Raw genomic sequence first — 23,327 nt, forward strand, 5'->3', positions numbered from 1 at the left:
CCGTAATTACAGTTTTATTTTTAACATACTTCGCAATAATATAATTGGTTACCGGTCGCAAAGCTTTTCAGGAAATATGCTAATCGCATTCATAATGTTTAAAATATCCGAGTATGTTTTTATTAATTTAAGGGAAAAAGAAAAGATGAGTATCAATAATAGTTTGCCTTCTCATCTGTACTAAATCCCCAGTCTTTTTTAAAAAAATACAAAGTGACTTTTCATTATAAACAAATTTCATATCTGAAGAGTAATCTGTAACTAAATAGCTATCACCATCTAACTTATAAAATGGAATTACCATTTTACCTTTAACTTTAATTCCTTTATTTTCAATTACACCAGCTAATAATGTTTCTTTAAGTACTTTTTCGTCTTTTTCTTCTGAGGACACTTTAGTGTAGGTCACCATCATTTTCAACCATTCTTCACCATCAATTAAGTACCAATTCACTTTGCTAAAATCCATGCCCTGATCACTTATCCAACCATAGCTAGTAAAACAAAATAAAACATATTTTTTACCATCAAGTTTTGGATTCATTACAGGTGTAAATTCTTGAATTTTAAAAGATATCACAGTTGTTGTGGACATATCTTTTGCCTTCTTACCATTAAAATCAAATGTCTCTAAATTAAATGTGGTAAATTCTGGATGATTAGCTAAAACCCACTGAGTAGCTCTAAGCTCTGCTCTTTCTTTCATGTCTTCTGAAGACAATATTGCTGCTGTTATTAGTCCTGCAGTAGCTACTGTAGCTGCTATTGCTGTAGCAGTATTATTCTGAGCTCTTGCTTGTTTTGGGAATAGTAAAGTAATGACAATAAGTATTAAAAGTATTTTTTTCATTTGTATAAGGTTTTGGTTTTTATCAATTATATTATATTAATACTCGATTTCCATTTTTATTAGGTTTGAATAGTTTTTCGGCTAAAAATAGCAATACGAATTAGAGTAGGGATGCGGAAAACCGTAAATGCGGTTTTATTTTTTTACATACTTCCCAATAATATAATTGGTTACGGGTCGCAAAGCTTTTCCAGTTATAGGATGTAATCCTGGGCCATCAAAAAACTCAGGCAAGCGACCAACTTTACAATACCAAATTATTGCCTTACCGCCTTCAAAAAAAGTAGTGGTGTCACAAACCATTAATTTATGCAAAGCTACTGCATTTTCATCATAAGGAATAATAGGGGAAGAGGCAAACAAACCATTGTTCTCACTTTGACAATCTACTAATACGTAATGGTCACTTTGCCATTGCATACACTCTTTTGTGGGTAGGACCAAATCTTTTGCAGTATATCCGATAGAGAATAAAGCGGTAAAACCTAGTAGCCCTATAATTAATTTCTTTTTAGTACTTAAATTTTTCTCAGGTAGTACTGGTGGTGTTTTTACTGTTTTGGGTTCTTCTTTTTCTAAAAAGTTAACACCTATTGTATCTATTTCATCTTTGCAACTTTTTACAAATTTTAAATAAGGTCTTGGCGTGAAATCAACTAAAATAGCGGCTAAATTTATTACCTCTACATCATTACTATCAGAACTTCCTTTTAAAAAATTCTCTATAGTTCTGAAACGATCTGTTTCATCTTTTAACTTATTGCTGTTTTCAGGTTTGAATTCAAATCCTATGAAAATTTTAAAACTATTGAGGTCATCTGAGCTTGGATTTTCTTTCAATCTTTCCACACAAAGCTTTCTCAAATTAGCCCTACTAGGTTGCCATAAAAAGCTTGAATAGTTGCCATTCTTTTCTTCTTCATAACGAAGTTTTACCGCTTTTTTGTAGGCTTCAAAGTCATTTTGTTTCATAGTTGGTTAGGATTTTTAAGGAAATCTTCGGAATCATCGGAAATACCGGAATTCCTTGTAAACACTCATACAAAAACCCCATTCCTTTGCTTCAGAATTAGTTCTTGTTCTACATCGCGATAGAACAAATGTACAAAACTACTTCTTAAAAAGTGTCGCTATACAGGACGGAATTTTTATTCGGGAAGTATAAGAAAACGGTTCTGTAGCAGCACACTTACTTCCCAAAAAAAGAGTACCGAGTACTCAAAAAACCGCATAGATTTTTCGCTATGCAACGGCTTCGGGCAGCACCCGAACAGCCACAACTATGTCCAATTTTTAATTCTTAAAATCATGAAAAAAATACTTTTTTTATCATTTTTTATCCTGTCATCTTCCATAATGACATCTTGTACAACCGATTCGGTTTCCGATACTGCACCTGCTGCAACAACCATCCAAGCAGATGATACAGGAGGACAAGGGATACCACCACCTCCAAAACCACCTGGGACAGGATTAGGAGGATAAGTGTATAAAAGTTAGATTCAAATTTTGTGTCTAACATTTATTTAATAACTTCGGGGAATGTTACGTAAAAAAGTATATTCCCCGATTTTATTTTTTATCCTTTGCTGTCTAGGTTCTTGTACCAATCCTGTAAAAGAAGATGGGGAAAAGTATTTGACCTTAATCGATAAAGCGGATGGGTTCTTTGATAAAAAAGTGCAACTGGATAGCGCATTTTACTATTACAACCGCGCCAAGGAAATTTGTTATAGTAAAGAGGGGGAAGATTATACCTATGCCCTCTTACAAATTGCAACCATTCAGCAACATGTGGGCGATTTCTACGGAAGTGAAGAAACGTTAACCGAAGCATTGGCTAATTATAAAGGTTCCGTGTACAAACCCTACCTTTATAATATGATGGCGGTGGCTTTTGATAAACAGAAAAAATGGGATGATGCGCTGTTATACTATCAAAAAGCCTCAAAAAGTTTTAAAGATACTATAGCAAGAACGCTTGCTAGAAACAATATCGGTTTGATTTACCAAGAGAAAAATCAGCATGAAAAGGCCATAGTAATACTAAAACCATTATTAAATAAGCATAACCGAAAACAGGATGATGCCTTAATCCTCAATAACCTTGGGTATTCACAATATAAGTTAAACCGTCCCGAAGCCTATGCTAATCTTTTAAAATCATATCAAGTAACAGACAGTCTAAAGGATGTCATGGGAAGCATTCAAACCAACACTCACTTGGCGGAGTTTTTTAGGGATAAGGATAAAAAAAAGTCAAGCCAGTTTGCGCTTAATGCGCTCAACGCCGCAAAGCAAGTAAATAACCCTGACGATAAACTCGAATCCCTGAAATACTTAATACAAAGTAGTGAGCCGCAAGCCGCAAAAAAATATATAACCGACTTTTTAAAAATAAATGATAGTCTGACTACAAGCCGAAATTCAGCTAAAAATCAGTTTGCCAAAATCAGATTTGATTCCAAAAAAGCAATCGAAAATGAAAAGAAATACAAGAGCAAAATGCAGTTTGCCTTTTTTACAGTAGCAATAATTGTTTTCTTGGCCATGCTAGTATTCTGGTATATTCGAAAAAGGAATAGGAAGAAGTTAGAAGCCTCGGTATATGAAACCGAGCATAGAATCGCTAAAAAAATTCATGATGAATTAGCCAATGATGTATTTCAAGCCATGAATTATGCGGAAAACCAAGATCTTAAAAATCCTTTAAATAGAGAGGTTTTAGTTGAAAATTTAGATGCTATTTATGCAAAGGCAAGAGATATATCACAATCCAATAGTGAAATTAAAACAGATGCATCTTACAGTAAAGAGTTGTTAGAATTAATAAATAGTTTTAACTCTAATGAAGTCAATATTATTGTAAAAAATGCCTCCGTTATTGATTGGAACAAAGTGAATAAAGAAACCAAGTATGCCGTATATCGTGTGCTGCAAGAACTATTGGTCAACATGAAAAAACACAGTGAAGCTAACTTGGTGGCACTTAGTTTTGAAAATACTTCCAAATCCTTAGAAATAAAATATTCAGACAACGGAAAAGGCATTGACCCTACTACATTCTCTAAAAAAGGACTTCAAAATGCGGAAAACCGTATTAAAGCCTTGAAAGGAACTTTTAATTTTGACAGTAAAACCAGCAAAGGTTTTAGAGTTACTATCCAAATACCCAAATAGATGAGCCTATTTAAAAAAGTTTTAGTTGCCGAAGATATTGACAGTATTTTTCTTTCTGTAATAAAGGCAGTAAGCGATTTTGGCATAACCCAAGTCGATCATGTTAAATATTGTGATGATGCGCTACTAAAAATTAAAAAATCAATTGCAGAGAAAGAGCCTTATGATTTATTCATTTCTGACCTTTCCTTTGAACCGGACTATCGCGAGGTTAAAATCAAAACAGGTGAAGAAGCCATTGCGCAAATTAGAGGATTATTACCCCAATTAAAAATCATTGTGTATTCCGTTGAAGATAAAAGCTTCAAAATAAAATCATTATTCGACAACTGTAAAATCAATGCTTATGTTCACAAAGGAAGGAATAGTATCGACCAACTTAAAAAAGCTATTTCAGTAATAGAAGAGAACGACCAAATATATCTCTCACCCAATTTACAGTATATAGTTAAAGACAAAACGACACTTGAAATAGATGATTACGATATTAAGATAATACAAGAATTGTCCATAGGAGTGACTCAAGATGAACTCGAAGTCAGATTCAAAGAACTGGGTATAACCCCCAACAGCAAAAGTACTATCGAAAAAAGATTAGGTAAACTCAAAGACCACTTCAGAGCTAACAATACCGTGCATCTTATTGCAATTGCCAAAGACTTAGGAATAGCTTAACCTACAGTCTTGTCATTCTGACAAAGGAAGAATCTCATACACCTCTTTATATTTCTTACGGTTTTCCGTAAGGAATACTTCTTTCATCACTTTAAGTTTACAAAATAGTAATACTGCATTTTGATTGCAGACCTAATGTTTAAAATTGTACTGTTTTGGATATAAGAGTCATCATAAAAATTCACGAGCTAATTAAAGCCAAGCGAGCAGGTAATTCAGAAGATCTTTCGGAGAGATTAGGGATTTCTGTGCGCACGGTTTATAATTATATCACTTTTATGAAAACAGAACTCAATGCTCCTATAACTTACGATTCCCAAAATAAAAAATACCGTTACGAAAGGGAATGTGAATTGAATTTCAAGGGGTAGTTTTTTTATGTCTTTACGGTTTTCCGTATAGAATTGATTTTTATTGAGTTTAAGTTTGATTACTAATTCTAATAATCAAATAAAATGAAAAAAATTACGCTATTCGTACTATTGTGCTTTTTAACATCATGTAAAACAGTAAGCACCTACTACTATCAGGTGTATAAAACTACATCCGAAACAGTTAAACCATCAGGGAACATTATTGTTTTTGAGGATAACAATTGTAAAATAAGTTATAATCTTTGGGCAAACAATGGAAATCCTGGTTTCACATTTTACAACAAAACTAACGAGGTTATCTACCTTCAATTGGATGAAAGTTTTTATGTAATCAATGGTAATGCATATGATTATTATCAAAACAGAATCTATAGCAACTCAAGTAATACAGCAACAAATACTTCAAAAACTACAGGGTTTTCGCAATTGGGTTGGCTAGCATTATCGTCCTACACATCTAATACAATAGCTACAAATAGTACAAGCGGAGTTCAGATTGTAGAAGCTAAAGTTGTGGCTATCCCTCCTAAATCCTCCAAGAAGGTTTCGGAATTTAACATTAATCAAACCGTTATTAGAGATTGCGATTTATTGCGATTCCCTACTGCAAAACAAACCAGCTATAAAGCTTTCTCCGAAGATTCTTCTCCTATAAAGTTTTACAATAGCATCACCTATAAACTCGGAGATAAAACGAACAAGGTAAAAAATGATTTCTACGTTTCAGAAATAACAAATATTGCCGAAAAGAATGCTTTCAGAGAGGAAAAGAATGCTTTTTGTAATCAAAAAGGAGGAGGAATCACCAATGTTTTTATAAACAGTGCTCCCGATAAATTTTACCTCACTTACTCTAAATCACAAGCTGATACTTGGAAATACTAATTACTAATTATCCACAAGAAAAAGAATGAACTTATACTACGTTAATATCAATCCACAAAAAAATGGTGACCACGAAGTACATACAAGTGTATGTGAGTACTTGCCAAATTTTATAAACAGACAATATTTAGGCCTTTTTAAAAACTGCAAAGCAGCGGTAGAAAAAGCAAAAAAGACCTACCCACAATCCAACGGATGTAAAACCTGTTCGTCAGAATGTCACACCAGTTAAATACAGTATAGCAGAAGTGTTTGCTCCGGGATGGTTTGTGGTATTCTATCTCGGTCGCAAACACTAAAGTATATAATTAATTGTTAATAAAAACTAAGAAACTGCATTCTGGTTGCAGAGTGGAATTGTAAAATTGTTATGTTTTAAAAAAATAATTATTAAAAGAGAGTGAAGTTCAGAAATCACTAAAAAAAACGAGGAGTAACCGAAAAGCCAAAAGAGTAGGACAAAACAAAAACTAAAATAACATGTCAAAAAAAATTTACCAAACAGCATTTTTTCTTGGATTGATTTTAATAATGAACCAAAACTGTCTTGCTCAGAAAACACCAGATGAATTAAAGGCGGAAAGAGAAGTTTTAAAAGCGGAAATGAAATCAAAAGAAGCAGAAGAGCGAAAAGCTAAATTTGAAAAATTAACCGAACCAAAAGTTTCTGGGATTTCAAGCATTGATCAGCTGGCAGTAAATTCTACTAAGATGCTAGTTTCAACTAAAGAAATTAATACTCTTGTTCCTGAAATGTATAAAAGAACAGTTGGTGAATCAGTAGATGGAGTTACAGACGTAACGGTTAAAAAGCCAACAATGGATGAACTTACTAAATTGGCATCTAATATTGCTAGCCAGATTGAAATTGTTACCGCTTCATCTGCATTAGTAGCCTCTGCATCATCTGATATCAAGAGCGCTGGATTGATGCAGGCTCCTAAAGCTACAAAATCTTTAAACTTTTCTAAAGAAGTCATGGCGTTGGTTTTACCGGAATTGAAGTTAAACCTAAAAGTGATCAGTAACCTAATTGCAACTCTGAAATCCTCCGGAAACTATTAAGCAGTATGAGAAATTTAAACTCTCTTTTATTGCTTCTGCTTACGAATGTGTTTTTAGTGCATTCGCAATCACCTGCAAAACCAATTTTAGGAGTCGCAGCATTTACTTCAGAAGTTAATTCTAAGTATTCTGGTGCTGTTGCTGAAAAGGTAGTCCAAGTAGTTACTAATTCAAAACGCTTTACGGTAGTTGACAGAACCAGTTATGATAAACTCAAACAGGAACTAGAATTCCAAAAGTCAGAGGCTTTTCTGGATAGTAAAAACACCGTTAAGCAGGATGTGGCTCTAGCAGCTGAAAACATGATTGTCGGCAATATTCTAAAAATGAGTATTTACGCGATTAAAAACAGTGATGGAAGTGTTAATGGCTACAAATCAAGTATCTCTTTTACGTTGAAAGTAAATGAGGTAGAATCTGGAAAAACTACTGAAGCCGAGAGCTTTCAGACCGATGTAAGTCCTTTAATGTTATCCCCTGAAAGTGCCGTAAACGAAGCATTAAAATCAGTTGAGCCCAAATTAATAGCCTATTTTATAAAAACATTCCCACTAACAACTAAGATTTGTAAAATCCTAACCATAAAAAAGGAAACGGCCTTGACTATTTTAATTTCTGGAGGAAAGGAATTTGGTTTTAAGGAAGGCGATAAACTAACCGTTGAAAAAAATGAAATGATTGACGGCAAACCATATCCATCTCAGATAGGCGAATTAAAAATAAGCAAAATTGCAGGGGATGATTTTTCAGAATGTACTGTTTCTGATGGAGGGAAGGAAATTCTTTCCAGATTTAACGCTGCAGAAAAATTAACTTGTAAACTAATACTAAAATAGTAAATGAAAACCCTATTTAATAAAACAAGTCTTTTACTTATTTTATTGTTCCTTATAACCATTAGTAGCTGCAGTAATAAAATAGTACCAACTTCCGAAGCAAATTATGTTTCTGGTAAAGAAGGATATATTACGATAAGGGCAATCGGTTACGGAAAGAACGAACAGGAAGCAATTGGAAATGCTGAAAAGCAAGCCATTAACGTTATACTTTTTAGAGGCCTTCCTGAATCGGAACAAAAAACAGCCTTAATTGGAACTGATGAATCAGCTGAAATAGGAAAAAACAAAGTCTATTTCGAAAAGTTTTATAATCAGAAAAGATACAAAACATTCATAATGTCAAGTATTCCAGTCAGTGCTTTTGCAAAACAAAATGGAGGTTCAAAAAGCATAGCCGTCGATGTAAAAATTAACTTGGTTGCCTTACGAAAGGACTTGGAACAAAACAATGTAATCCGCAAGTTTGGATTTTAAAATACACCTTATGATATATAAAGCCATAAAATATAATGCTGTACTGCTGATGCTATGCATTTCAAATAATATATTCAGCCAAATTGCGTCGACCAACAGTGGCGGTCAGGTAGTAACAGTGCAACCCAAAATAATGGTAATCCCCTATACAAAAGAGGGTGAAGATTTGCGTACTGTTTTAGAAAACGACCCAAACAAACGAATTGCAATAACCAAAATAAAAGAAGGTTTTGACAGTAGAGGTTTTACAACAGTAGATTTTATAGCAAAATTAAAAGCCGCTAAAGACAACAATATTTTTACTTCGGATAATCAAACAGACATTAAGGCTCAGATTATTCAGATGTCTGGTGCTGATGTTTATGTACAGGCAGAAGTAATAGTTGACAACGCAAGTTCTGGTAATGCTGTAAAACTAATTTTAACTGGTTATGAAGCATCAACAGGAAATTCATTATCGAATAAAGTTGGAGAGAGTGGTAGGTTTTACACTGAAGATTATAACAAGCTGGCTTCAAAAGCAGTTGAAAGTTGTATTGAGGATTTCCTAAATGTAATGCAGACCAAATTTACAGATATTGTAAATAATGGGAAATCGGTTATCGTTGATATCAGTTTTGATGCTGGTTCGCAGTATAAAATGTCATCAGAGATAGGCTCAGATGGGTTACCTCTTTCCGATCAGATTGAAGTATGGATGGAAAAAAATGCGTTTAAAAACAATTATCACATCCAAGGGACAACCGATACGAGAATGATCTTAGACGATGTCAAAATTCCATTGAAGGACCAAACTACAGGTAATAATTACAATCCAAACAAATTTGCGCTCGAAATTTTTAAATTTTTCAAAGGCTTGGGCTTACAACCAGCTAAAGATGTTAAAAGCAGTACAATTTATATAACAATTAAATAAATAAAAATGAAATACATTTATTTTATACTAATCGCTACGCTTTTTTCTTTTACATCAAAAGCTCAATTAACTAATGAAATCGGCAAAATTTCTCTTTCGGTAGTCATGCCAGAAGTAATGGAAAATTTAGATGACTCCCAATTGGCAAAACTAGACACAAAGATTTCCCAAATCGTAACACTTTCAGGTTTGTCTGATTCTGGTTATGACAACAACTTTGTGATTTATCCAAAGTTGGCTGTCAATGAAACCAACGTTGTCGAAGGTGGAATGCAAAACATAACTGTTGTGAATGTGGAGTTAAGTCTTTTTATAAAGCAGGTAGACAGCAATATACTGTTCTCTTCTGTCAGTAAAAAAATAAGCGGAAGCGCAAGCAGTAAGGAATTAGCAATAACAAACGCAATAACCAAAATTGCAGTAAACGATCCAGACTATAAAATATTCATCGATAAAAGTAAAACCAAAATCATAGCGTATTACGAAGCAAAATGTGCTGATATCATTAAAAAATCAGAGAATTTGATTAAGAAGCAGCAATTTGAAGAAGCCTTTGGTTTACTTATGTCTGTTCCAGATGCTGTTAGCTGTCATACTCAGGTTCAGGCAACGGCACTCGAAGCCTACAAAGGATTTCAGAAAAAGAATTGTACCAAACAAATGCAACTGGCAAAAAATACTATCGCAACTAACAATTATGTAGAAACACTAAACATTTTGTCAGATATAGATCCCGCTTCACCTTGTTATAAAGAAGCTCAAAATCTTGCAAAAACTATTGAGACCAAAGTAAATGCTGAAGAAAAAAAACTATGGGATTTCCAAATGAAGCAATATAACGATTCTGTAGGGTTGGAAAAACAAAGGATAAACGCCATCAAGGATATCGCAGTTTCTTATTATAAAAGTCAAAGTAATAATTTGAATTATACTTTGATAGTTAAGTAATAGCTAACAGAATGTCTTTTTATAGCGCAATAAAATTCATTGCAACTTATTCAGTTAAGCTAACTTTAATAGTGTGTGCTATATCGCTTTAACACGAGCAACCAAATTGAAATTATAAACGTGGAATATCTACTAAAAAAAGTTAGTAATAATTTAAAATAATTTACATATACCCAAAAAAAACATTATGAAAAAATTAGTCTTTTTATTTGTATTTCTATCATTTTCAAAAATTTCCTTGGCTCAAAATATTACATATAAGAATGACGCTTGGGGTAATATTGTAGCAGTAGATGTTAATGGACAAACTATTGCCACTCAGAAAACTGATGCCTGGGGTAATAAAGTTTGGGTAGATAATAGAGGAAATACAATTACTACACAAAAAAAAGATGCGTGGGGCAACACTATCCAGCAAGATAATAATGGAAATACAACTTCAGTACAGAAGAAAGACGCTTGGGGAAATACTATCCAACAAGACAATAGCGGAAATACCAAATATGTATATAAAAATGATGCATGGGGAAATACGGCTGTATACGATAATGAAGGAAATAAACTTGGAACATACAAAAAAGACGCTTGGGGAAATACAGTTTTTATTAAAGAATAAAAAACTGTAGTTACCAATAAATAGATTAAATATATTAGAATATTTCTAACCAAATAATAAACTTTCAAAAAGGCAATAAATATGTGGCATAAAATTATGGTTATCGCTGATTGGTTTGGTGAAATGGGAGAACGTTTTAAACTAATACGTGATTTTAATCGCGCTGCAAAAAATGCATTCATTTCAGGAATAGCACCAACTTTACTTGAAGCAAAAATAACATATGGAGAAAGTGACTATAGGCACGCTTTTTCAAAATGGATGGCAGGTGGTTTTAGAATTAAGGCGCTGTCAGGTAGGGCATTAAGTAAAAGTGAGTTAATAGAAGTTGGTAAAGTAGTTTTAGATAATGATGAATTAGTTAGAAAACTTATTTCTTTGGGATGGGATACTTTAGAAGTTCATGACAATGCTGGCTTCAATGGTTGTAAATGGAAATTAATGGATTATTCAAATTTAAGCGGAATTTTAACATAGATACTATATGATTTCACCAATTGATTCAAATAAAAAAATTATTCTAGTCGAAAAAATAACACTCTTTAATTCAGTGTGGTTTTGGATTGCGATAGTTGAACTAGCAGTAATTCTTTTTTTGATACATAAACTAAAACGAAAAATGAAAGTTTCTACACTCTCTGATTTGGAAACAAAAAATATTAAAAATTCAAAGAAGAGTAATGTTGATATGGATAATCTTATTAATAGCATTCATAATTCGAGAACTTTATATAAAGAGTTGAGTAAGAAATGCCATCCAGATAAATTTATAAATGACTCTAAGCAAAAAGTAGCAGAAGAAATTTTTCAGGAGATCACAAAAAATGAAAGAAATTTTGAAAAATTAAACGCTTTAAAACTTAGGGCAATTAATGAATTAAATATTAATTTTTAAATAATAAAATATGGAACCAGGTGCATTATTAATTATACAATTGATTTTAAGAATTGTTGGCGCTGTTGTTTGTTCAAGCAAAGCAAAAGAATTAAATAGAGATTCAGGAGGTTGGGGCTTTTTTGGATTTATGCTTCCAATTGTCGCAATGATTTGGATAAACTGTTTAAAACCAATTACTAATTGGGATAAAAATTAAAATCTCTTTTAGAAATGAATTGGTAAAACAAACTGAATTTAATTAATAAGCTGAAATTTTGTTAGACTTTGAATAATATTTTGAAAATTACTATAATTTATAATTAGCCAATAAATCAATATGATAAAAAAATCAAAAACACTTTTGCTCTTCTTGCTTATAGGAACATTGACATCTTTCGCGCAAGATACAAAGAAAGAATCCGAACCAATAAAAACAAAAATGGATGCATTTACATCCAAAACCGGGTCAATAGTAAAATTCTTGGATTATAATCTTCAAGGAATAAAAATTTCATATGGCGGAAAGATCGAAACTAGAGTTAGAAAAATTATTTCAGGTACAGTGTCAAGTTATTTTTTTCAAATTGAAAAATCAGGGCAGTATAGTAATTCAACAGCATCAATCGAATACCTTGATTTAATGGAGGTAATCAAAGCAGTCAAAACATTAAAACAAGAAGTAGAAAATGATTTAGCTTCAAATCCAGACTATTTAGAAAATAAATTCACAACTGTTGATGGATTTAAAGTTGGATATTATATTAGTAAAGGAAAAATTAATTGGTATTTAAAACTTGAAAAATATGGTTCAGACAACACGGTTTTTATAGACAATGCTGAATTAATTCTAAATGCTTTTGAAGAAGCTAAAAGCAAAATTGAGCAACTTAAATAATTTCGATTAAATTTGAGATAATAAAAAGAGAATACTTTAATGAAAACCAAACTACTCTTACTATTTCTTATACTAACAGTAGTTGTCCACGCTCAACTCAAAACCCTCTCTTGGAACCTCGAGAACTTTGGCAAATCAAAATCAGATACTACGATAAGCTTTATTGCCAATACCATTAAGGAATATGACATAATTGCCATTCAGGAAGTAGTGGCTGGTTATGGTGGCTCCCAAGCTGTTGCAAGATTGGCAGAGGAACTAAACAGAAAAGGAGCCAAATGGGACTATGTTATAAGTGACCCAACGAGTAGTTCATCCTATAAAACAGAGCGCTATGCTTTTCTTTGGAAGACGGCAAGCATAAAGCTAATTGGCAAACCTTGGCTTGAAAAGAAATACCATCTCGAAATCGACCGAGAACCCTATTATGCCACTTTTGAATATAAGAGTAAACAAATCACTTTAGTCAACTTTCACGCCATAACCAAAAGCAAACAACCAGAAACCGAAATCAAATATTTTAAGTTTTTACCAGCTGAATACCCAAACGTAAACCTTGTATTCTTAGGTGATTTCAATTGCCCCCAATCACATACGGTTTTTAATCCGTTGAGGAAAATGGGATGGAAAAATGCTTTTGAAAAGCAGAAAACTTCCCTGAGGAAAGAATGCAAAGGGGAAGATTGCCTTGCTTCCGAATTTGACAACATTTGGTTTCAGTCCTCAAAAGTGACGCTTTCCAATCCCAAAGTCCTTTATTTTTACAAATCATTTCCCACCCTAAAAGAAGCAAGGAAAATTTCAGACCATATTCCAATTGCAGTCGAATTATTACCTAACTAGTCAATCACCAAGTGGTTGAATTAGCTTTTTAGAACGAAATAATTATTGATATAATGATGTTTAACATAATAACGGAGGTATGAAAAACAGTTACTTTTATATACTATTACTATTTTTTGTTGCTTGCAAAAGCAATCCAGAAAATCAGCCTCAAGAAGAACCACAAGGTTTTACTCCACATTCAGAAGCTGTAGTTGAAGAGACCTATCATACAGACACCACCTACAAATATGAACATCGCACAGGAACATCGGGTGATTATCAGTACAACTATGATGTATCAGGAACGAATCAAGACGGTGATGAGGTTACTGGAAATGTTACCATGCAAGATAAATATGGAGAAGGTATACTGAATGATGACGATGGAAATGAAATAGAAGTAAAAGTGGAATGGGATGGTTATGGCAAACTGAAAGCAACAGACAATGATGGTAATGAGTATGAACTAGAGGCAGATTAAGTATTTAGAAACTTCAACTATTTTCAATTAGCAGGATTATGCTGAAAACAATATCCATTGGCGATGCTAGTCATGTGTTTGCATCTTGTGCCTTTTTTTGTTATTCCTTTACACTGAACCGTTTGACTTTGCCCTTGAGCTCTGTTTGTGGAAGCCTTGAATCCCAATGTATTATAATGCTGTGGTTTGCATATTTTACAAGGGGTCAACCCAAGTTCAGCCGCCTTTTCAAAAGATAGTTCCTCCGACACATTGTTAACCATTCTACAACTACCCAAATGATACTTTGCACCAGAAGGGGTCTTATAAATCTTTTGGGCGTTTGCAGTTAAAGAAAAAAATAAAACTACGATTAGATATTTATACATCTTATTACAGTAAAAAAAATCACCAGGATTTGTTTTTAGTAGTAAAGCTAAGGTAGTAAAATAAAGGCAACAGAAAGCACTTGCTCCATATTTATTGTATTTGCAATCAAGAAATTACATCCAATAAACATATTCCTCATTCGAGATCGTAATCAATTTTCGTATTGTTATTCAATTTATTGTATAGTAGTTTATCCTGATACTTCGTCTGTGGGTAGTCCCTTAGCAGTAAAGCCCTCTATTAGACAAACCCACAACCTAGAACATATAACAACTAACTCAAACCCCAAAAAACGCTCTAGCTTTATGATAATGCACCAGTCTACTTTGCAAGCTAATTAACACTCCGTTAATAATCTTGGTGATTTTGGTAAACTCTTCTTTATCTGCTAGCGCGTTTAAATTATTCTCCTTCCATTCTTCACAAGCCGACAATACAGCAAATTTAGGCACCGCCATATCATCCGGATGGGCTACAAAATCGTGTTTACTCAAAGTTGTCATTTTTTTATAAAAATCTTTCCCCGTACCATTAAACCAACCTCTACCACGATAGCGAAAACCATCACCACTGGCTGGAGTACCATTGCCCATGAGGTTAGCATAAACAAAATTGCCTAATTTCTCAGGGTTCTTTAAATAGGGAAGGGTGCTTTCTACCGTTTTAAAACGTGTTGGCCAAATCGCCATCAAGCGTTGGGAAGTCGAGTAATACATAATTTCCACTAGCTCTCGTAACTCTCCACTTTCATGTTCCCCCTTGTGCCAAAAAAGCCGCCAGTCGTAACGGAGTATCGATTTGGTATTTCGGGAATTGTACTTGAAACTCGGCCAAAAACATTTCTAATAATTGCATTCTGGCTTGAGGCATTATTTTCTTTAGTTGGTCTTCGGTTAGTTGCATAATAGTATAGTTTTTAAATGAATACAAGATTTGTGCGCCTAAAGCGTAACCCACTCAAGGCAAAATCCACCTTATCAATTTCTGTGGGGAAATCAATAAAAGCAAACAAATAAAATTGTGGTAGTGGTGATTCTCTTTTGAAGCACTAGGAATAAAGTAGGAAATTAATTTGTAACAATTAGGAAAAGAGAAATTTTTATGGTTTGTAAATAAGTAATGGCGAAATAGTTACTGTTTATAAAAGAACTTTAGCTGACAACAGTAACCACCCCGCCCTTCGGGCACCCCTCCTTCAAAAGGAGGGGAGCACTATCGCTCTTTTTATAACTTAATTGCATAACGAAGTGTATGACGGGGTGGTTACTTTTATAGCATGGTTTTAATTACTTTAGCATAGTAGGAAGGGCTGTTACACCAAAGTAGTTCTAAAAAAGAAACCTGACTGGTTTTTAAAACCAGTCAGGTTTAAAACTAAAAACTATCACCATCTATAAACAGCAGTAGCCAATCACTAGTCACTAATTACTAATCACATCTCCCTCGCAATCTCCGATGCCACTCTAGCATTATGCTTTATCAAAGCAATATTCGCTTCTAAGCTTTCTCCTTGGGTATGCGAGGCAATGTGTTGCAGGATAAACGGCGTCACTTCTTTCCCTTTGATGTTTTGCTTAGCAGCATCGGCTAAGGCTTGTGTGATGTGTTGCTCTATTTCAGTCGGTTCCATTTCATATTCGGCTGGAATAGGATTGGCTATTAAGACCGAGCCGTTGAGTCCTAAATCCCATTTGGCTTTCAATAATTGGGCAAAGGCTAGGGGGGTGTCTAAGCGTAACGGAGAGGCAAACCCACTTTTAGAAGAGTAAAAGCTCGGGAATTCATCCTGCCCATAAGTCACTACAGGAACCCCCATAGTTTCCAGATACTCCAAGGTAAGTCCAATATCTAAAATCGATTTCACGCCAGCGGCTACAACCGCCACGTTGGTTTGGGCCATTTCGGTTAAGTCGGCTGAGATGTCCATAGTAGTTTCAGCGCCACGATGAACCCCACCAATTCCGCCAGTAGCAAAGATCTTAATCCCTACCATTGAAGCAATCCGCATAGTCGCTGCTACTGTAGTTGCTCCTGGAAGTTTATTGGCAATCACATACGGCATATCGCGTAAGCTGACTTTCCATACTCCTTGGGCTTGACCGAAATAATCAATATCGTCAGAAGACAAACCCACCAAACAGCAGCCGTCTTTAATAGCAATCGTAGCCGGTATCGCGCCATGTTCTCTTACGACAGCTTCTACCGATTTAGCCGTAACCGCATTCTGAGGCCAAGGCATCCCATGCGAGATAATAGTCGATTCTAAAGCCACTACAGGCAGGTTATTCTCAAGCGCATGTTTGACTTCGGGGTGTATTTTGATATAATTAATCATGGTAATAAATAGACTTTAAGGTATATAATTTTTCTTTAGTAATGGTCGCATCAATGGTGCCTTTTTGCTGAAGGATTTCAAAGGCTAGGGTGTGCCCCAATTGTAAGCAGGTCTGTTCGTCCTCGTTTTGCAAGAACCCCAGCAACCAACCCGCCAAGGCCGCATCACCCGCTCCAGTACTATCCACAATAGTAATAGGGGATACGCCCAAGGTAATACTGTTTTCCGCTTGATGCATCACCGAACCGTGACTGCCTTTACGAAGCCAGATATGGGATACGCCTCGTTGTTGTAAAGCATCGAGTTGTTCTTGTTCTTGGGGAATAGCCAAAGGATGCATCACTTGAAGCTCCTCTTGGTTAGGGGTAATTAAATAAACGCCGTGTAGGTTCAAAGAAGCCAGTTTAGCCGCTTTAGGCACCGATACCGGTTCTATAATAAGGGTTTGATGATTGGTTCTAGCAAAGTCGATAAGCCATTGAATAGTGGAGGTAGCCAAATTGGTATCAATCAACAACACCTCAAAGCCTTTGATATAATTGGCTCGAGCCTCCAACACCGGAATACTAATCGCCACATCACTAATATCCTGACAAACAGCCACATATAAGTTCCCATCAGGGTTCAGTATAGAAACATATTTCCCAGTGCTTCCGTCCATAGTCACCGCCTGACTTAAGTCAATTCCCAGTTGACCAAAAGAAGCTCTAATATACTCCCCATCCGCATCAGAACCTAAAGCCGTAAGTAACCCCACCTTCACCTCCAGCAAAGCCAAATGCTGCACAATATTACTCACCACGCCACCAATACAAGTAGCCTTATGAGCAGGATTAGAAGACTGAGCCACAATATTCCCCTCACAGAAATAAAGCTCATCTACCAAAGTAGCTCCAATACACAACACGGATTTTGACATGAAGCAAAGATAATAATTACGAATTACGAATTAGGAATTGTAGGTTATAAGTTGTGGGTTGACTTTAGAGAGGAAGAGTGTACTACTAAGAAACCACCCCGCCCTTCGGGCACCCCTCCTTGAAAAGGAGGGGTGCACTATCGCTCTTTTTATAACTTAATTGCAAAAAGATGATATTCGTAAAGCTCCCCTCCTTTTCAAGGAGGGGTGGCATAACGAAGTGTATGACGGGGTGGTTACTCTTTATGCAAATTTTTTCCATATACTTATTCTCTTACAATTATTTATTATTTTTACTACAAATAAACTAGCTTACATGAAAAAGAAAATAGATTTGAAGAATGAGGATAAGGCTCCCCTCCTTTTCAAGGAGGGGTGTCCGAAGGACGGGGTGGTTACAATAACTAATCCTATTTTATCTATTCATTCTCTACCTCATTTAAAAACTTTTCGAACTCAGTTACGCAGCAAACTCACTCCAGCTGAAGCTTATTTATGGAAAGAACTTCAAAAGGCTAAGCTTAGCAACAGAAAGTTCAGAAGACAACACAGCATTGGTAATTATATTGTTGATTTTTATTGTCCAAGTGAAGCTTTAGCCATAGAATTAGATGGTGAAGTTCACAACAATGAAATAGCTCAACAGTATGATCAAGAAAGGGATTTGTTTTTAGCTTATTTCAATATTAAAGTGGTGCGTTTTGAAAACAAACAAGTATTTGAGAATTTAGACGGGGTAATAGAGGAGATTAGAAAATGTTTTAAACAGGAACTTTAGCTGACAACAGTAACCACTTCGCCAACCACCCCGCCCTTCGGGCACCCCTCCTTGAAAAGGAGGGGAGCACTATCGCTCTTTTTATAACTTAATTGCAAAAAAATGATATTCGTAAAACTCCCCTCCTTTTCAAGGAGGGGTGGCATAACGAAGTGTATGACGGGGTGGTTCCTTAAATGCAGAGTCGTCCTCCTTTAAACAAAATCCCAATTCAACATTCACCATTCATCATTCACCATTCAAAATTCACCATTCACAATTCAAAATTCACCTCCCTCCAAAAACCTCTTATACCACCATCCCGAATTCTTAATGGTTCTCTTTTGAGTAGCATAATCAATATGGATGAGTCCAAAACGTTGTTTGTAGCCTTCGGCCCATTCAAAATTATCGGTGAGCGACCATACAAAATACCCTGCAATCTTAGTACTGCTTTGCTTGGCTTTGAGGACTTGCTCTAAATAGGATTTGATGAAATGACTGCGATGGTGGTCGTCTACGATACCATTTTCTAGTTCATCAGGAAAGGAAGCACCGTTTTCAGTAATCAGTATTTTTTTTACGCCTTCGTAGCGGTCGTATTTTAGAATCATTTCATAGATGGCTTCAGGATAGACCTCCCAATCCATAGCGGTATAAAACACTTTGCGTTTGTCGGCAGGAATAATTTTGGCTTTGATGTAGGGGGTAAATAACGAATGACCCACTACTTCTCTAGTATAATTTTGTATCCCAATAAAGTCAAAACTAACTTGCATCAAATGTTTATCCTGTGGCAACTCGTATTGTCTTACCCGCTTCAGAAACGGAAGCGCATCAATCGGATAGCCTAACCCTAAAGTAGGTTCAATAAACAGACGGTTCAGTAAAGCATCTACTCTATGAGCGGCCTTTTTATCTTTGACTTTACCTGAATATGGAGTAACATAAGAACAAGAATAAGTGGTCCCTACTTGAGCTTCAGGAGCAATCGCTTTAATAGTATTATACCCAATAGCTTGACACAATACGGCATGATGCATAGCAGGAATAAAATGCTTAAACCCCTTTTTACCCGGAGCATGAATGCCCAGAAAATACCCTCCTCCAGTAAAGACCATAGGTTCATTGAGTACCATCCAGTACCGTACTTTGTCTTTAAAGGCGGTGACACAAACCCTTACATAGTCGGCAAACCATTCTAGTATGGCACGATTGGTCCATCCTCCTTTATTTTCTAGGGCTTGAGGCAAGTCCCAATGATAAAGTGTTACAAAGGGTTCGATACCGTGTTCCAAACAACAATCAATGACCTCATGGTAAAAATCCAATCCTTTTTGATTGACTTCACCAATACCTTCAGGAATAATGCGCGTCCACGCCAAGGAGAACCGATAATTAGGAATCCCCATTTCTTTGAGTAAAGCAATATCGGTTTTGTACTGCGTATAGAAATCGGCTGCCTCAAAATGGGTATCGTTGTTTAGAATCTTCTTTTTCTGGGTAACGAATTCATCCCAAATAGAAACTCCTTTTCCATCTACAGTAGCCGCTCCTTCGGTTTGTAAAGCAGAGGACGAAACGCCCCATAAGAAATCGGTTCCAAAGTCTTTTTTAGCCAACGGTTTGTTTGCCATTATTGAAATAAAGGGTATTTATTCGATTCGTGTTGGGTATCCATCTTCTTATTCCCAGCATGATTTTCGAGGATGAGGTTCACTATTTCTTCGGCGTTGTCGGGGTAATCTACATCCACCACAGTATCATCGGCTAACCACTTCTTTAGTTTCGGCAAGCTATCAGAATTTAGTTTTTTAAGAACAGGAACGCCCATTTCTTTCAACATTTCCGCGTTATAATATTGCTCTACCTGTTTCTTCATCGGAATAACCATTAGTTTCTTTTTCAGAAATAAAGCTTCACTTGCGGTGCCAAATCCGGCATTACACAAAACGCCTTTAGCCGAAGCCAGACTTTTCAGGAACAAATCAGGGGTAATAGGCAGTATGGTAATATGTTCTAAATGGATTTCTTTTTTGTTGTGTTTCGAAAAGACCTGCCAATGCACTTCCGTTAGTTTCTCCAACCGTTTGATGATTTGCAAGTCGTCATAAGCCGGAAGATAGACCGTATAATGCTCTCCAGTAGTAGGTGCTAATTCGCGGATAGCCTTTCGGATAATAGGGGTGAAAATAGTACCGTCTAACCGTTTAAAGTGAAAGCCATAGTTGTAGGTGGTAGGCGCATAGTTTTGCAACACTAATTTCCCTATCATGTCTTGTTTTTTGGGTTGCGGTGCCAAAGGATGTAAAGTAGCCACTTGATTGCTCAATCCGATGCAGACTTTTTTAGCTTTGATGGCAGCCCAACAAGAGACAGGTTCAAAATCGCTGATAATCACATCATACGACTTTAGGTTTATTTTTTTAATCTCCTTTAGTAATTTAAGAGAGTTTAACTTCATAAAGGTTTTCCAATAATCAACCCCTCCCTTTTTACCAAAGATGAAGGAAAGGCCATTGAAGCGGTACTTCACTTCAAAAGGCAACTCAATATCCGATTGAATACCACTCACCAATATATCGACTTCCCCTTTTTGTTGTAAATAGGGAATGATTTCGATGGCTCTGGTAATATGGCCATTACCTGTGCCTTGTACGGCGTATAATATTTTCATTATTTGAATTTAATAGGGGTGATGATATCCTTTTTTTCTAAAAAACTACCGAGCATTTGGTTGAATATTTGCTCGTTTTCCATTAATACTAATTCGTCTTCATTGGCTTCTAGCGTTGCTTTGCTGAAGGCTTCAGGATTGTATTTATATAATGACCATTCTTTGTTGTTGTATTCCAATGCCGTAAGATTTTCTATCCAATCCCCCGAGTTGAGGTACTCTACATTACCGTGTGAGGTAGTAATGGTTTTCATTTCTGGTTGATGAATGTGACCGCACAAGACGTAGTCATATCCGTTAGAGATGGCAATATCGGCTGCGGTCTTTTCAAAGTCATTAACAAACTTAACGGCCGTTTTGACACTGTTTTTAATATTCTTGGATAAGGATATTTTTCCTTTCCCCATTTTAACCGAAACCCAATTGCAAACGGCATTGATAAGAATTAACAAATCATACCCATGTGACCCCAGTTTGGTTAACCATTTCGAGTGTTGCATGGTAACATCAAAAACATCGCCATGAAATATCCAGGTCTTTTTGCCATCTAAGTCTAAGACCAATTTGTTTTCAATAGACAGTTTTCCCATTTTGAAGCTTTCAAACTTGCGCAGCATTTCATCATGATTCCCTGTGATATAATAGATTTTGACGCCTTTGCTCATCCAATTAAAGAGCTTGTGAATGACTTGCATGTGGGATTTAGGCCAGTATCGTTTACTGAATTGCCAGATGTCTATAATATCCCCATTCAACACCACCATTTTAGGTTTGACGCTATTCATATAGTTTAGGAGTTCTTTACTCTGACAACCATAAGTTCCCAAGTGAATATCGGAGAGTACCAATAAATCAATTTTTCTTTTTTTAGTTTTAGGCATAGCGTATGGATTTATCTATTTTATAAAATAAAACAGGGTTAGCAATGGATAAGAAGGTAAGCGAGTAATTAGAGGAGATGTTTCCTTAGCAGTGTTGGAAACAAACACTACTTGATGTATGAGGGTAGTATATTTAAGTACTATTTCGATAGTGTTTTTATACTATAAAATTTAGGTTAAAAGTAAAACTACATCGGAAACCTATGATTGCCAAATGGTTAAATTTAGGTTAAGGTATTTGAGAAGCAGCATGGTCTCAAACCTGACAGGTTTTTAAAACCTGTCAGGTTTAAACCCACCACTTAAAACCCAAACCCAAAAAGAAACCAACCGAAATGCAGAGTCGTCCTCCTTTAAACTAAATCACAACACACAATGTTACCTCCTGAAAATGAGAATTATGCAACTCTTCTAAATAATTTTATAACAAGAGAATGACTATAAAGTGGCACATTTGCTTATATAAACAATGTGTTTGTCAAGAGAAGAAGGCATATCACCAAAAAGAATATTTGGTCCTAACAAATAACATTGCTTTAACTACTAATGCAAATCGTCCCATAGCTCTGGGACGATTTTATAAGTTTTCGTTTAACGAAAATAACGACTATCCTTTGTCAATGCTCTAAACTTGACAAGGGGTTTTTGTTTAAGAAGTGGTTTTGAAATAATGTTCTAAAAGTCCCGCCAAACGTATGCCCGCATCCAGAATTTGGTTTTCAATAATTGGGTATACTGCATCTACATAGAAGTCATCCGCTTTATTGTTTCTCACACTATAAGCCTCTTTAAGAAAGCCTCTGGATTGTTTAGCCCAACCAATAATATCGGTTTTTTGTACCGCAGCAAACTCTTCAGAAGTGTATTTTTTGCTGTTCAAAACATCTTGTAGGGTAGTACCTTTGTATTCAATAATTCCAGAATCCCATGTAGCATGTAAGTTGGTTCCGTAGGCTCCCATAAAGTTAAGCTGTACGTTATTCCCTCCTTTGTCAGAAGGATAACCAATGTGAAGCGGTTGGTGTAAATCACCAATAAGATGAAACAAAATTAGTATTCGTCTTTTAATTTCGTCCTGCGATAGCGTTTCCTTATGGTCAAGGTCTTTTAGCGTACTGTTGAGTACCGTAACGATATTATCGCCTTCAGGGATTTCTTTAGATCCTTTTTCAAAATCGATATAATGGTAAGGTTTCATATAATCATTGGCATGGTCGCTTTTGATGGCATCCATCCAATTGGCAGCTTCCTCAATAGACATGCCGCCTAAGAACTGCATTACATTTTTTTTGGTAGTTTCATCCATATAGTGAAAAGCTACTTCGGCGACTAAAGCGTGCCCTTTTTGCCCCCAGGCAAAGGAGCGAGTAGTGCCTAATAATAATACAACAGCCAGAGCCATTGTGAAGAATGTCTGTTTCATTAAGTGGTATTTAGACTGTAAATGTATTGTAATTCTGAAAGGGGAAAGTCAATATTTTGTTAAAAA

30 protein-coding genes are annotated in these 23,327 nt (G+C 35.5%); 19 read left to right on the forward strand and 11 right to left on the reverse strand.

The annotated features are described in order from the left end of the window. Nucleotides 1-127 precede the first annotated feature (127 nt). Both OLM53_RS14450 and OLM53_RS14455 read right to left on the reverse strand, forming a co-directional pair. Nucleotides 128-850: a hypothetical protein gene (locus OLM53_RS14450; protein WP_264520934.1), complete on the reverse strand. Its 723-nt coding sequence runs from the start codon at nucleotides 848-850 to the stop codon at nucleotides 128-130. A gap of 135 nt (nucleotides 851-985) precedes the next feature. Then, nucleotides 986-1,822 (reverse strand): hypothetical protein, encoded by an 837-nt coding sequence (locus tag OLM53_RS14455; protein WP_264520935.1) that lies wholly within the window; start codon nucleotides 1,820-1,822, stop codon nucleotides 986-988. A 336-nt stretch (nucleotides 1,823-2,158) separates the two neighbouring features. On the opposite strand from OLM53_RS14455, the gene OLM53_RS14460 reads away from it, so the two are divergent. From OLM53_RS14460 to OLM53_RS14540, 18 genes are all read left to right on the forward strand, one after another. Beyond that, on the forward strand, nucleotides 2,159-2,335 hold the full coding sequence (locus OLM53_RS14460) for a hypothetical protein (protein ID WP_264520936.1): 177 nt from the start codon (nucleotides 2,159-2,161) through the stop codon (nucleotides 2,333-2,335). A gap of 57 nt (nucleotides 2,336-2,392) precedes the next feature. Then, nucleotides 2,393-4,030: an ATP-binding protein gene (locus OLM53_RS14465; RefSeq protein WP_264520937.1), complete on the forward strand. Its 1,638-nt coding sequence runs from the start codon at nucleotides 2,393-2,395 to the stop codon at nucleotides 4,028-4,030. After that, nucleotides 4,031-4,705: a response regulator gene (locus OLM53_RS14470; protein WP_264520938.1), complete on the forward strand. Its 675-nt coding sequence runs from the start codon at nucleotides 4,031-4,033 to the stop codon at nucleotides 4,703-4,705. Nucleotides 4,706-4,860: 155 nt separating this feature from the next. Continuing rightward, nucleotides 4,861-5,076 (forward strand): HTH domain-containing protein, encoded by a 216-nt coding sequence (locus OLM53_RS14845; RefSeq protein ID WP_413614249.1) that lies wholly within the window; start codon nucleotides 4,861-4,863, stop codon nucleotides 5,074-5,076. An 84-nt stretch (nucleotides 5,077-5,160) separates the two neighbouring features. Then, the gene (locus OLM53_RS14475; RefSeq protein WP_264520939.1) at nucleotides 5,161-5,964 is read left to right on the forward strand and encodes a hypothetical protein; all 804 of its coding nucleotides are present in this window, start codon (nucleotides 5,161-5,163) and stop codon (nucleotides 5,962-5,964) included. Between the two features lie 25 nt (nucleotides 5,965-5,989). Next, on the forward strand, nucleotides 5,990-6,196 hold the full coding sequence (locus OLM53_RS14480) for a hypothetical protein (RefSeq protein ID WP_264520940.1): 207 nt from the start codon (nucleotides 5,990-5,992) through the stop codon (nucleotides 6,194-6,196). Between the two features lie 248 nt (nucleotides 6,197-6,444). After that, nucleotides 6,445-7,029, forward strand: a complete 585-nt coding sequence (locus OLM53_RS14485; protein ID WP_264520941.1) for a hypothetical protein — start codon at nucleotides 6,445-6,447, stop codon at nucleotides 7,027-7,029. A gap of 5 nt (nucleotides 7,030-7,034) precedes the next feature. Next, a complete protein-coding gene (locus OLM53_RS14490) occupies nucleotides 7,035-7,865 on the forward strand; it encodes a penicillin-binding protein activator LpoB (RefSeq protein WP_264520942.1) in 831 nt (276 codons plus the stop codon). A 3-nt stretch (nucleotides 7,866-7,868) separates the two neighbouring features. Next, nucleotides 7,869-8,342, forward strand: coding sequence for a hypothetical protein (locus OLM53_RS14495; protein ID WP_264520943.1), 474 nt, complete (start codon nucleotides 7,869-7,871; stop codon nucleotides 8,340-8,342). A gap of 10 nt (nucleotides 8,343-8,352) precedes the next feature. Further along, on the forward strand, nucleotides 8,353-9,258 hold the full coding sequence (locus OLM53_RS14500; protein WP_264520944.1) for a DUF6175 family protein: 906 nt from the start codon (nucleotides 8,353-8,355) through the stop codon (nucleotides 9,256-9,258). Nucleotides 9,259-9,264: 6 nt separating this feature from the next. After that, nucleotides 9,265-10,206, forward strand: a complete 942-nt coding sequence (locus OLM53_RS14505; RefSeq protein ID WP_264520945.1) for a hypothetical protein — start codon at nucleotides 9,265-9,267, stop codon at nucleotides 10,204-10,206. Between the two features lie 187 nt (nucleotides 10,207-10,393). Further along, nucleotides 10,394-10,822 (forward strand): hypothetical protein, encoded by a 429-nt coding sequence (locus tag OLM53_RS14510; protein ID WP_264520946.1) that lies wholly within the window; start codon nucleotides 10,394-10,396, stop codon nucleotides 10,820-10,822. Between the two features lie 81 nt (nucleotides 10,823-10,903). Next, nucleotides 10,904-11,299 carry a hypothetical protein gene (locus OLM53_RS14515; RefSeq protein WP_264520947.1) on the forward strand — a complete coding sequence of 132 codons (396 nt, stop codon included), beginning with the start codon at nucleotides 10,904-10,906 and terminating at the stop codon, nucleotides 11,297-11,299. 7 nt (nucleotides 11,300-11,306) lie between these two features. After that, nucleotides 11,307-11,717 (forward strand): molecular chaperone DnaJ, encoded by a 411-nt coding sequence (locus OLM53_RS14520; RefSeq protein WP_264520948.1) that lies wholly within the window; start codon nucleotides 11,307-11,309, stop codon nucleotides 11,715-11,717. A gap of 10 nt (nucleotides 11,718-11,727) precedes the next feature. After that, the gene (locus OLM53_RS14525) at nucleotides 11,728-11,916 is read left to right on the forward strand and encodes a hypothetical protein (protein WP_264520949.1); all 189 of its coding nucleotides are present in this window, start codon (nucleotides 11,728-11,730) and stop codon (nucleotides 11,914-11,916) included. Between the two features lie 120 nt (nucleotides 11,917-12,036). Beyond that, nucleotides 12,037-12,594, forward strand: coding sequence for a hypothetical protein (locus tag OLM53_RS14530; protein ID WP_264520950.1), 558 nt, complete (start codon nucleotides 12,037-12,039; stop codon nucleotides 12,592-12,594). Nucleotides 12,595-12,633: 39 nt separating this feature from the next. Beyond that, entirely contained in the window at nucleotides 12,634-13,437 is an 804-nt protein-coding gene (locus OLM53_RS14535; protein ID WP_264520951.1) for an endonuclease/exonuclease/phosphatase family protein, read from the forward strand. A 79-nt stretch (nucleotides 13,438-13,516) separates the two neighbouring features. Next, entirely contained in the window at nucleotides 13,517-13,900 is a 384-nt protein-coding gene (locus tag OLM53_RS14540; protein ID WP_264520952.1) for a hypothetical protein, read from the forward strand. A 23-nt stretch (nucleotides 13,901-13,923) separates the two neighbouring features. Here OLM53_RS14540 and OLM53_RS14545 read toward each other — a convergent pair whose 3' ends face one another. From OLM53_RS14545 to OLM53_RS14565, 5 genes are all read right to left on the reverse strand, one after another. Beyond that, entirely contained in the window at nucleotides 13,924-14,268 is a 345-nt protein-coding gene (locus tag OLM53_RS14545; RefSeq protein ID WP_264520953.1) for a DUF5763 domain-containing protein, read from the reverse strand. Between the two features lie 279 nt (nucleotides 14,269-14,547). Next, nucleotides 14,548-14,985, reverse strand: coding sequence for a glycoside hydrolase family 19 protein (locus tag OLM53_RS14550; RefSeq protein WP_264520954.1), 438 nt, complete (start codon nucleotides 14,983-14,985; stop codon nucleotides 14,548-14,550). Nucleotides 14,986-15,016: 31 nt separating this feature from the next. Then, a complete protein-coding gene (locus OLM53_RS14555) occupies nucleotides 15,017-15,172 on the reverse strand; it encodes a hypothetical protein (protein ID WP_264520955.1) in 156 nt (51 codons plus the stop codon). A gap of 529 nt (nucleotides 15,173-15,701) precedes the next feature. Then, complete coding sequence (locus tag OLM53_RS14560; protein ID WP_264520956.1) at nucleotides 15,702-16,604, reverse strand: pseudouridine-5'-phosphate glycosidase; 903 nt, start codon at nucleotides 16,602-16,604, stop codon at nucleotides 15,702-15,704. Further along, nucleotides 16,597-17,523 carry a PfkB family carbohydrate kinase gene (locus OLM53_RS14565; protein ID WP_264520957.1) on the reverse strand — a complete coding sequence of 309 codons (927 nt, stop codon included), beginning with the start codon at nucleotides 17,521-17,523 and terminating at the stop codon, nucleotides 16,597-16,599. The genes OLM53_RS14560 and OLM53_RS14565 overlap by 8 nt, the downstream gene beginning before the upstream one ends. A 316-nt stretch (nucleotides 17,524-17,839) precedes the next feature. Here OLM53_RS14565 and OLM53_RS14570 point away from each other — a divergent pair, with 316 nt between their 5' ends. Continuing rightward, the gene (locus tag OLM53_RS14570) at nucleotides 17,840-18,301 is read left to right on the forward strand and encodes an endonuclease domain-containing protein (protein WP_319799852.1); all 462 of its coding nucleotides are present in this window, start codon (nucleotides 17,840-17,842) and stop codon (nucleotides 18,299-18,301) included. Nucleotides 18,302-18,561: 260 nt separating this feature from the next. Here the strand turns inward: OLM53_RS14570 and OLM53_RS14575 are convergent, their stop codons facing one another. The 4 genes from OLM53_RS14575 to OLM53_RS14590 all read right to left on the reverse strand — a co-directional run bounded on the left by OLM53_RS14575 (nucleotide 18,562) and on the right by OLM53_RS14590 (nucleotide 23,261). Continuing rightward, on the reverse strand, nucleotides 18,562-19,917 hold the full coding sequence (locus OLM53_RS14575) for a GH1 family beta-glucosidase (RefSeq protein ID WP_264520958.1): 1,356 nt from the start codon (nucleotides 19,915-19,917) through the stop codon (nucleotides 18,562-18,564). Then, complete coding sequence (locus OLM53_RS14580) at nucleotides 19,917-20,957, reverse strand: glycosyltransferase family protein (RefSeq protein WP_264520959.1); 1,041 nt, start codon at nucleotides 20,955-20,957, stop codon at nucleotides 19,917-19,919. The genes OLM53_RS14575 and OLM53_RS14580 overlap by 1 nt, the downstream gene beginning before the upstream one ends. Further along, nucleotides 20,957-21,838, reverse strand: coding sequence for a UDP-2,3-diacylglucosamine diphosphatase (locus OLM53_RS14585; protein ID WP_264520960.1), 882 nt, complete (start codon nucleotides 21,836-21,838; stop codon nucleotides 20,957-20,959). Before OLM53_RS14585 ends, OLM53_RS14580 begins: the two co-directional genes overlap by 1 nt. Nucleotides 21,839-22,487: 649 nt before the next feature. Further along, a complete protein-coding gene (locus OLM53_RS14590; RefSeq protein ID WP_264520961.1) occupies nucleotides 22,488-23,261 on the reverse strand; it encodes a S1/P1 nuclease in 774 nt (257 codons plus the stop codon). Between the last annotated feature and the right edge of the window lie 66 nt (nucleotides 23,262-23,327).

Origin of the sequence: Flavobacterium sp. N1994 (assembly GCF_025947145.1) — a bacterium.
In the GTDB taxonomy this organism is placed as follows: domain Bacteria; phylum Bacteroidota; class Bacteroidia; order Flavobacteriales; family Flavobacteriaceae; genus Flavobacterium.